Origin of the sequence: Streptomyces sp. YS-3 (assembly GCF_045257485.1) — a bacterium.
Taxonomy (GTDB): domain Bacteria; phylum Actinomycetota; class Actinomycetes; order Streptomycetales; family Streptomycetaceae; genus Streptomyces.
The window spans coordinates 1-7,086 of the sequence record NZ_JBJHPC010000381.1; the positions used below are offsets into that span (position 1 = coordinate 1).

The window sequence follows — 7,086 nt, forward strand, 5'->3', positions numbered from 1 at the left end:
GGCTGGCGCCACCCCGGCGGGCAGCACTGCCCTGCGGCGCGCACAACAGTGACCTGGATCACGATGCACGTCCGCCCGCCGTCATCCCCTCCCGTGTACCCTCGGCGCTTCGAGACCCGCATTAGTCAAGTTTGAGGAATGCGCCATCGCCGAGCACAGGCTTCCCGCGCCCGAGCCCACACCCTCCGAGATCGACGAACCCGCCGCTGTCACGTCACCTCGCGGACGGGCTCCGCGTACCCCCGCCGCCTCAACCGGATCACGGCCGCCACCGATGTCCGCATTTGGAATGCAGGGCGGCCCCGTCCCGACCTATGACGCGACCACGGCCCTTTCCCGTGGATTCATCGCCTTTCCCGTGCACGAAAAAGCGTCACCGGCATTCAAGGGAAACGACGGAACGCATGACACGAAGTGCGGTCAGCCGTAAGGACATAGACGCAACAAGTAAGTCAAGACTTACCTTTAGGGAACTTTGGCCGTATGGTGCGGCTCGAATCGAAGGAGCCCCTGGTTGTCCGACATAAATGATTCTGCCGTGCGTGCGGTTGCAGCGGTGAAAGCGGTTGAATCGGAGCAAGGTTATGTGTCCTCGTTGTATGAGCTGCTCAACGAGCGGCTTTCCGAGGCGCGAGCGAACCGGGCGAGTGTGCTGAAGGCCCCGGCGGACGGCGCCGGCGAGGCGTACGAGAGAGAGATCGCCGCCGACCGCCTGACCAAGGAGATCGGCCGACTGGAAGGCGCCGAGAAGGGGTTGGTCTTCGGGCGCATCGACTGGACGGACGGCACGGCCCTGCGCATCGGGCGGATCGGACTGCACACGGAGGAGGACGAACTGCCGCTGCTCGTGGACTGGCGCGCGAACGCGGCGCGGCCCTTCTACGAGGCGACACCGGTCCACCCGATGGGTCTGCGGCGGCGCCGGCACCTGCGCCTGGAGGAGCGCACGGTCGTCTCGGTGAGCGACGAGCTGCTCGACGGGACCGCCCCGACCGGCGAAGACGTCGTGGGGGACGGCCCGTTGATCGAGGCCCTGTCGGCACGGCGTACGGGCAGGATGCACGCAGCCGTCGCGACGCTGCAGGCCGAGCAGGACGAGATCGTCCGCTCCGCCCACCGCGGGGTGACCGTGGTGCAGGGCGGGCCCGGTACCGGCAAGACGGTGGTCGCCCTGCACCGGGCGGCCTACGTCCTGTACGCGTTCCCGCGCGCCGCGGAGGAAGGCGTCCTCGTGGTGGGCCCCAACGCCCGTTTCCTCGACTACATCTCCCAGGTCCTTCCCTCGCTCGGGGAGAACGACGTCGATCTGGCGACCTGTCAGGAACTGGCCGGAGTGTCCCCGGACGCGGTGGAAGCGTTCGACACGGCGCGCCTCAAGGGCGGCCCGGACCTCGCCGACGCCCTGGCCGGCCTGCTGCGAGACCACCAGGCCCCCGCCGGCGACTTCACCGTCCGGGTCGGGCAGGAATTGGTCCACCTGTCCGAGAAAGAGGTCGCCACTGCACGCGCCGCCGCCCTGGCGGCCACATCCGGCCACAACCCCGCGCGCCAGGCGTTCAAGGAACTCCTGGTCGACGCCGTCACCGACGCGATGCAACGGGACATGGGCGACCTCCTGGAGCAGATCGACGCCGATGCCGAGCGGCTGACGGGCCTGAACCTCGACCGGTTCACGGGGGTCGCCGAGCGCCGTGCCGAGGGCGCCGCCGACCCGGGTCCGGTCCACGAGCTGGACCTGGACGCCATCGGGGCCGATCTCCTCGACGACGCCGGTGTCGACCGGGCGGTCGAGGCGCTGTGGCCGAGGCTGGTACCCGGCGACCTCGTGAAGGCACTGCTGACGGATGCCGACACCCTGGCCGAGCGCCTGCCGTCCCTGACTCCGCGGGAGCGGTCCCTTCTCCTACGTGCTCCGGACGCCCCGTGGACCGATGCGGACGTGCCGTTGCTGGACGAGGCGGCGAGCCTGGTCGACGGCCCGCCCGAGCGGACGTACGGGCACGTCGTCGTCGACGAGGCGCAGGAACTGACCGCCATGCAGTGGCGGATGATCGTCCGCCGCTGCCCGGCGAGGGCGATGACGCTGGTGGGTGACTTCGCCCAGTCGGGCCCGGCCACGACGGCACGCGACTGGAAGGAAGCCCTGAGCCCGCATGTCGGGGGGCGGTTCAGACTGCACGATCTGACGGTCAGTTACCGCACCACGCAGGAGATCCTGGAGAACGTCCGGGACCTCCTCGCGCGGATCGCTCCGGACCAGCGGCCCACACGGTCACTGCGCAGCGGTCAGAGCCCGCGCACCGTGACCGCACATGGGGACGGGTTGGTCACCGCCGTCGTGGAGGAACTGCGCGCCCAGAGCACCGCGCAGCCGGACGAACTCCTCGCAGTGATCTGCGCGGACGCCCGGGTGAGCCAGTTGACGGCTCACGGCATCGCCGATCACGCACGCATCGTGCCCGCGTCCGAAGCACGTGGCCTGGAGTTCGACGGGGTCGTCGTCCTGAACCCCGAGGAGATCATCGCGGCTCGCCCCGGCGGGGAGAGGGACCTGTACGTGGCCCTGACCCGGGCCACCAAGCGCCTGTGCACCATCACCACCCAGCCCGCATGATGGCGCGGGCGCCCGCGTGGTCGCCGCGGGCGCACAAGTACCCCGACGCGCCGTCGAGCGCCGGTCAGTCGATGCCTTCGACGATGCGGAAGTCGCGCTCGACGGCGTCGGAAAGGACGTCCAGCGCCTCCTGGTAGGCCACGCTCTCGCGTGCCGCGACCGCCTGTTCAAAGGAGTCGAATTCGATCAGGATGGTGCGCTCGGCGATTCCGGCGTCGTGGGCGACGACCCGACCGCCGATGGCGAGCCTCCGCCCGCCCCCGGCCTGGACGGCCGGACCGGCCAGTTTGTTGTAGGCGGCCAGCTTCTCGGGGTCGAAAATGGTGCGGTAGACGCTGACCCAGTAGCCCTTGGCCATGGAAACCTCCTGTGTTCGGACAAGCACGCCAGGCTTCGAGTCGACACTCGGGTTGATCGGCCGCGGCGACGGATCACCGGGCATTTCAGAGGACGGTTCGCAAGGGGCTGGCTGATTATGGTGGGCTGTTGAAATTGGACGATGTCTCAGTTGATTGGACGATGTCTCAGTTGGTGATGGAGCCCTGCCTACAACTCGTCTCGGCGTGAAGTTGGAAAGGGCTCACTGCGCCGGGAACGGGGCACCCCAGGGCTCTTCCTCCAGGAGGAGCCCGTTGGCCAGGTAGCTGATGGTTCGGTACCAGCCGGCCAGCACGAGGAACTCCAGAAGTTGGGCGTCTTCGTAGTGGATGTCCAGAGAATCCCAGGCGGGTTGCGAGAGTCGTGCTGTGTCGTGCAGTTCGTCGACGGCGTTGAGCAGTGCCGCATGACGAGGCAGCCACGTGGTGGTGGCCGCGACATCGATGTCGATGGTGGCCCGAAGCTGTTCCTGGCTCAGTCCGGCCTGCTGAGCGAGGGTCGCGGCGTGTGCCCCCCATTCGTAGGCACAGCCGGTGCGTGCGGTTACCCGGGCGATGATGATCTCGCGGTCGATGGCGGGAAGAAGTCCGTGGCCCAGCAGGCCGGCCCCCAGGGCGAACATGCGTGAGGCCAGGTCCGGGTTGCGGTGCAGTACCCGGAACAGGGTGAGTGGCTCGTGTGTCACGCCGGGAGGCATCCATCGGCGCAGTGCCTGGCCGATGGGCGCGGGATAGGGCGGGGTGAGCGGTTCGATGCGCGGCATGGGCACCTCCTGCTTCGATTTTCGAATCACTATGGTGCTTCGAAACCCGAAGCGCAAGGAGTGGGCCTGGAAGCCACAACGCCTCGGCCGGATTCAGCGGTACGAGTGTCCTGTTCAGGGCGCCCGGCTATTGGCTGCACTCGATCCGCTCGGGCGGCGCTGGGCGCCGGGCATCCTGCGGGAGGTGAGCCACGCCCCGGCAGGCGCCCGGGAGTTGCTGCGCCGCTGTGAACGCATGGCATCGAGCGTGCTCAGCACCCGGTCGTCGAGCGTGCTCAGCACCCGGCTGGTCAAGGCGAGCGCGCCGTCGACCCGGGCCGCGCGGGCGTCAGTCGGCAGAACCCCTCTCGGGTGTCCCCTCGCCCACGGCGTCGGGATGCGAGGTGCCGTCGGCGGGCCTCTCGCTGTCGTGGTGCGCCGGTTGCGGGTCGAGCATCGCCGCCCATCGTTGCGACCACTGGGCGAGGGGGTCGAGTGCGAGGGAGGCGTCCCGCCCCAGTGGAGTGAGCTCGTACCGGCTGTCTGGGAGTTGGCGAACCACGTGGGCATCCAGCAGTTCGGTCAGGCGCTGCCGCATCACGCTGGAGGACATGTCGTCGCACTGCTTCTGCAGGGGGCGGAACCCAAGGGGGCCCGCGCGCAGCTCCCAAACGATGCGCAGGCTCCACCGCCGTCCGAACAGGTCGAGTGCGGCCATGAGGGGGCGACCGGTGGTCGAACCGCGAACTGGCTTGCCGGGTTTTGGGGTTGACATGGCGTGGAGTCCAGCCTCCAAGGTTGATGCTTCGGATTCCGAAACGCTACCATCGGCCATCGCTTCGGAAAACGAAACGATGTGGGCCGTCGTGGCAACCACCCACGCGCGTCGCCCCGCACCGTGTGCTGCGGAATCCCGCGACGTGCTGCGGAATCCCGCGATCACCGTCACCCACTCGGAGATCTCGGAGATGGAGAGCAGATGGCCACGACACAGTTTCCTTCGGCTGCGGGACAGGCCGCCGTCGCCGCCGCCCTGGCCGAGGACGCCTCGGGGAACGACATCACCACCACGTGGAGTGTTCCCGAGGACCTGGCGGCCACGGCCGAAGTCCGCACCCGGCAGAGCGGCATCGCCGCCGGCCTCCCCGTGGTCGCCGAGGTCTTCGCGCAGGTCGATCCCGAGGTCGAGATCGAGGCGAGCGTCGCCGACGGCGCCCGGCTGACCGACGGCGACGTCCTGCTGCGCCTGTCCGGTCCGGCGCGCAGCCTGATCACCGGCGAGCGCACGGCGCTGAACTTCCTGCAGCGCCTGTGCGGCATCGCGACACTGACCGACCGCTACGTCCAGGCCGTGGCCGCGACCAAGGCCCGCATTCTGGACACCCGCAAGACGGCACCGGGCCTGCGTGCCCTCGACAAGTACGCGGTGACCGTCGGCGGTGGCCACAACCACCGGCTCGACCTCGCGGCGATGGTCCTGCTCAAGGAGAACCACATCGCCGCGGCGGGCGGGGTGACCGCGGCGATCGAGGCGGTCCGCCGCGGGATGGCGCGTACCGGGCGGACGGTGGAGGTCGATGTCGAGGTGCAGACCGTGGCAGAAGCTGCTGAGGCGCTCGATGCCGGGGCTCGCTGGATCATGCTCGACAACATGCCGTTGGCCGACCTCGATCGGGTGGTGAAGATCCGGGCCGGACGGGCCGACGCTCACCGCATCCTGCTGGAGGCCTCGGGCACCGTCCGCCTGGACGGTGTCCGCGCCATCGCCGAAACGGGCGTCGACCTCATCTCGGTCGGAGCGTTGACACACAGCGCGCCCGCACTCGACCTGACGATGCTGCTGACCACCGGCCCGGTGCCATGCCCGAGGTAGCGGTCGTCGACGCGTGTCAACGACAGGGCAGGGGTGGCAGCGCGACCGCCGTTCTGGATGACGCGCCGCTCACCGACGAGGAACGATGTCGTGTTCCCACGGAGTTGGGGACGTCACACGCCGTCTTCCTCCGCGCGAACGGAGCCGAGCGCGCCCATCCGTCGTACACGCTCCGGTTCTTCACCGCCGCAGGCGAACTGCCCGCCTGCGGCCACGGCACCGTCGCCGCCCTCGCGCTGCTCGCCGAACGTGAAGGCGGCGACGACTACCGTGCCGTCCTGCGGACGACCCACCGCAGCTTCGACGGCCGGGCCACCCGAAACGGTGACAGCTGGACAGCATCGTTCGATCCAGGACCGGTCAGCCTGAGTGACGCCCAAGGGGCCGAACTGGAGGTGATCGCACACGGCCTCGGGCTTCCCCAGGACGCAGTCGCCGGGGACGCGTGCGTGGCGTCGAACGGGCGGCCGAGGCTTCTGCTGCCCGTCCGGTCCCGCGCCGTGCTGGGAGAACTCACCCCGGACTTCCCCCTGCTGCGCGCAGCCTGCGACCGCCACGGGCTGCTGGGCTGCTACGTCTACTCGCTCCCGGACCGGCACGGCCGGGCGGCAGCCCGGATGTTCGCGCCTTCGATCGGAGTCCCCGAGGACATCGCCAACGCCAACAGCACGGCCTGCCTGGCCGCGCACGCGGCCGGATCCGGTACGGACCGCCTCATCGTCGACATGGGCGACCACCTCGGCTGGCCGTCGACCATCGCAACAACCGTTCACCACGACGGCGTGGAACACCGAATCCGGGTCGGCGGCCAAGCGACGATCACGCGAACGGTCGTGCGCTGAGGCCTGCGGTACTCAGGGCCGGTCAGGCTGCGTGCCGAGCAGAGCCACCCCACCCGAACCTGGTCGCGCCGCGCGGCACCGGCCGACAGCCCGAACCCCTCCCCCGCGCCCCGGAGCCATGGAGTCAGGGCTCCGCCTACGTAAGGAAGGCAGACTTACACACCAACGTCCTACGTCCTCGGCGGCACCCACGAGCTCGGTGCCGCCATCCCGCCTGCCCTGAACTCGTAGGACGGGAGGTCGTCGCCGGGTCCGCCCGCTGCCGACGGCAAAACGCCGCCGGGGATGTCACTGGGAAGGTCGGGCAGGTCGGGAAGGTCCGGCACCTCCGGCAGCCCGCTGGGCAGCTCACTGGGGAAACCGCTCGGCAACTCCGTGGGAAGTCCTGATGGAAGGGTGGTCGGAAGAGCTGTGGGAAGAGTCGACGGAAGGTCCGTGGGGAGCTCCGATGGCAACCCGCTCGGCAGGCTCAGCGACGGAGTCGGGACCGGTGTCGGGGTCGCGGTGCTCGTCGGGCTCTTGGACGGTTTGTCGTCGGCCCCGTCGCCGCTGCCGTTCACCACGAGCACGATGGCGACGAGCGCCGCCGCGGCCACCACGACAGCGAGCAGTATGAAAATACCCCGGCGACCGCCCC

7 protein-coding genes are annotated in these 7,086 nt (G+C 69.4%); 3 read left to right on the forward strand and 4 right to left on the reverse strand.

Features of this window, described 5'->3' with window-relative positions:
- Window positions 1–586 precede the first annotated feature (586 nt).
- Window positions 587–2,614: a HelD family protein gene (locus tag ACJA3G_RS25655; protein ID WP_406555413.1), complete on the forward strand. Its 2,028-nt coding sequence runs from the start codon at window positions 587–589 to the stop codon at window positions 2,612–2,614.
- Between the two features lie 64 nt (window positions 2,615–2,678).
- Here ACJA3G_RS25655 and ACJA3G_RS25660 read toward each other — a convergent pair whose 3' ends face one another.
- From ACJA3G_RS25660 to ACJA3G_RS25670, 3 genes are all read right to left on the reverse strand, one after another.
- On the reverse strand, window positions 2,679–2,972 hold the full coding sequence (locus ACJA3G_RS25660; protein WP_406555414.1) for a DUF1330 domain-containing protein: 294 nt from the start codon (window positions 2,970–2,972) through the stop codon (window positions 2,679–2,681).
- A gap of 222 nt (window positions 2,973–3,194) precedes the next feature.
- Window positions 3,195–3,755 carry a carboxymuconolactone decarboxylase family protein gene (locus tag ACJA3G_RS25665; protein ID WP_406555415.1) on the reverse strand — a complete coding sequence of 187 codons (561 nt, stop codon included), beginning with the start codon at window positions 3,753–3,755 and terminating at the stop codon, window positions 3,195–3,197.
- Between the two features lie 328 nt (window positions 3,756–4,083).
- Window positions 4,084–4,452, reverse strand: a complete 369-nt coding sequence (locus tag ACJA3G_RS25670) for a winged helix-turn-helix transcriptional regulator (RefSeq protein ID WP_406555416.1) — start codon at window positions 4,450–4,452, stop codon at window positions 4,084–4,086.
- Window positions 4,453–4,713: 261 nt separating this feature from the next.
- Between ACJA3G_RS25670 and nadC the strand changes: the two genes are divergently transcribed.
- Together nadC and ACJA3G_RS25680 are read left to right on the forward strand one after the other, a co-directional pair.
- On the forward strand, window positions 4,714–5,607 hold the full coding sequence (gene nadC, locus ACJA3G_RS25675; protein ID WP_406555417.1) for a carboxylating nicotinate-nucleotide diphosphorylase: 894 nt from the start codon (window positions 4,714–4,716) through the stop codon (window positions 5,605–5,607).
- Window positions 5,595–6,449 carry a PhzF family phenazine biosynthesis protein gene (locus tag ACJA3G_RS25680; RefSeq protein ID WP_406555418.1) on the forward strand — a complete coding sequence of 285 codons (855 nt, stop codon included), beginning with the start codon at window positions 5,595–5,597 and terminating at the stop codon, window positions 6,447–6,449. Before nadC ends, ACJA3G_RS25680 begins: the two co-directional genes overlap by 13 nt.
- Window positions 6,450–6,619: 170 nt before the next feature.
- Here the strand turns inward: ACJA3G_RS25680 and ACJA3G_RS25685 are convergent.
- Window positions 6,620–7,086: hypothetical protein (locus ACJA3G_RS25685; protein WP_406555419.1), on the reverse strand; the 467-nt coding region annotated here is incomplete at its 5' end.

Bases quoted from the DNA above. Each gene is read 5' to 3' on its own strand.
- nadC (WP_406555417.1), top strand. From the start codon at position 4,714: ATGGCCACGACACAGTTTCCTTCGGCTGCGGGACAGGCCGCCGTCGCC.
- ACJA3G_RS25665 (WP_406555415.1), bottom strand. From the start codon at position 3,755: ATGCCGCGCATCGAACCGCTCACCCCGCCCTATCCCGCGCCCATCGGC.
- ACJA3G_RS25660 (WP_406555414.1), bottom strand. From the start codon at position 2,972: ATGGCCAAGGGCTACTGGGTCAGCGTCTACCGCACCATTTTCGACCCC.
- ACJA3G_RS25680 (WP_406555418.1), top strand. From the start codon at position 5,595: ATGCCCGAGGTAGCGGTCGTCGACGCGTGTCAACGACAGGGCAGGGGT.
- ACJA3G_RS25670 (WP_406555416.1), bottom strand. From the start codon at position 4,452: ATGGCCGCACTCGACCTGTTCGGACGGCGGTGGAGCCTGCGCATCGTT.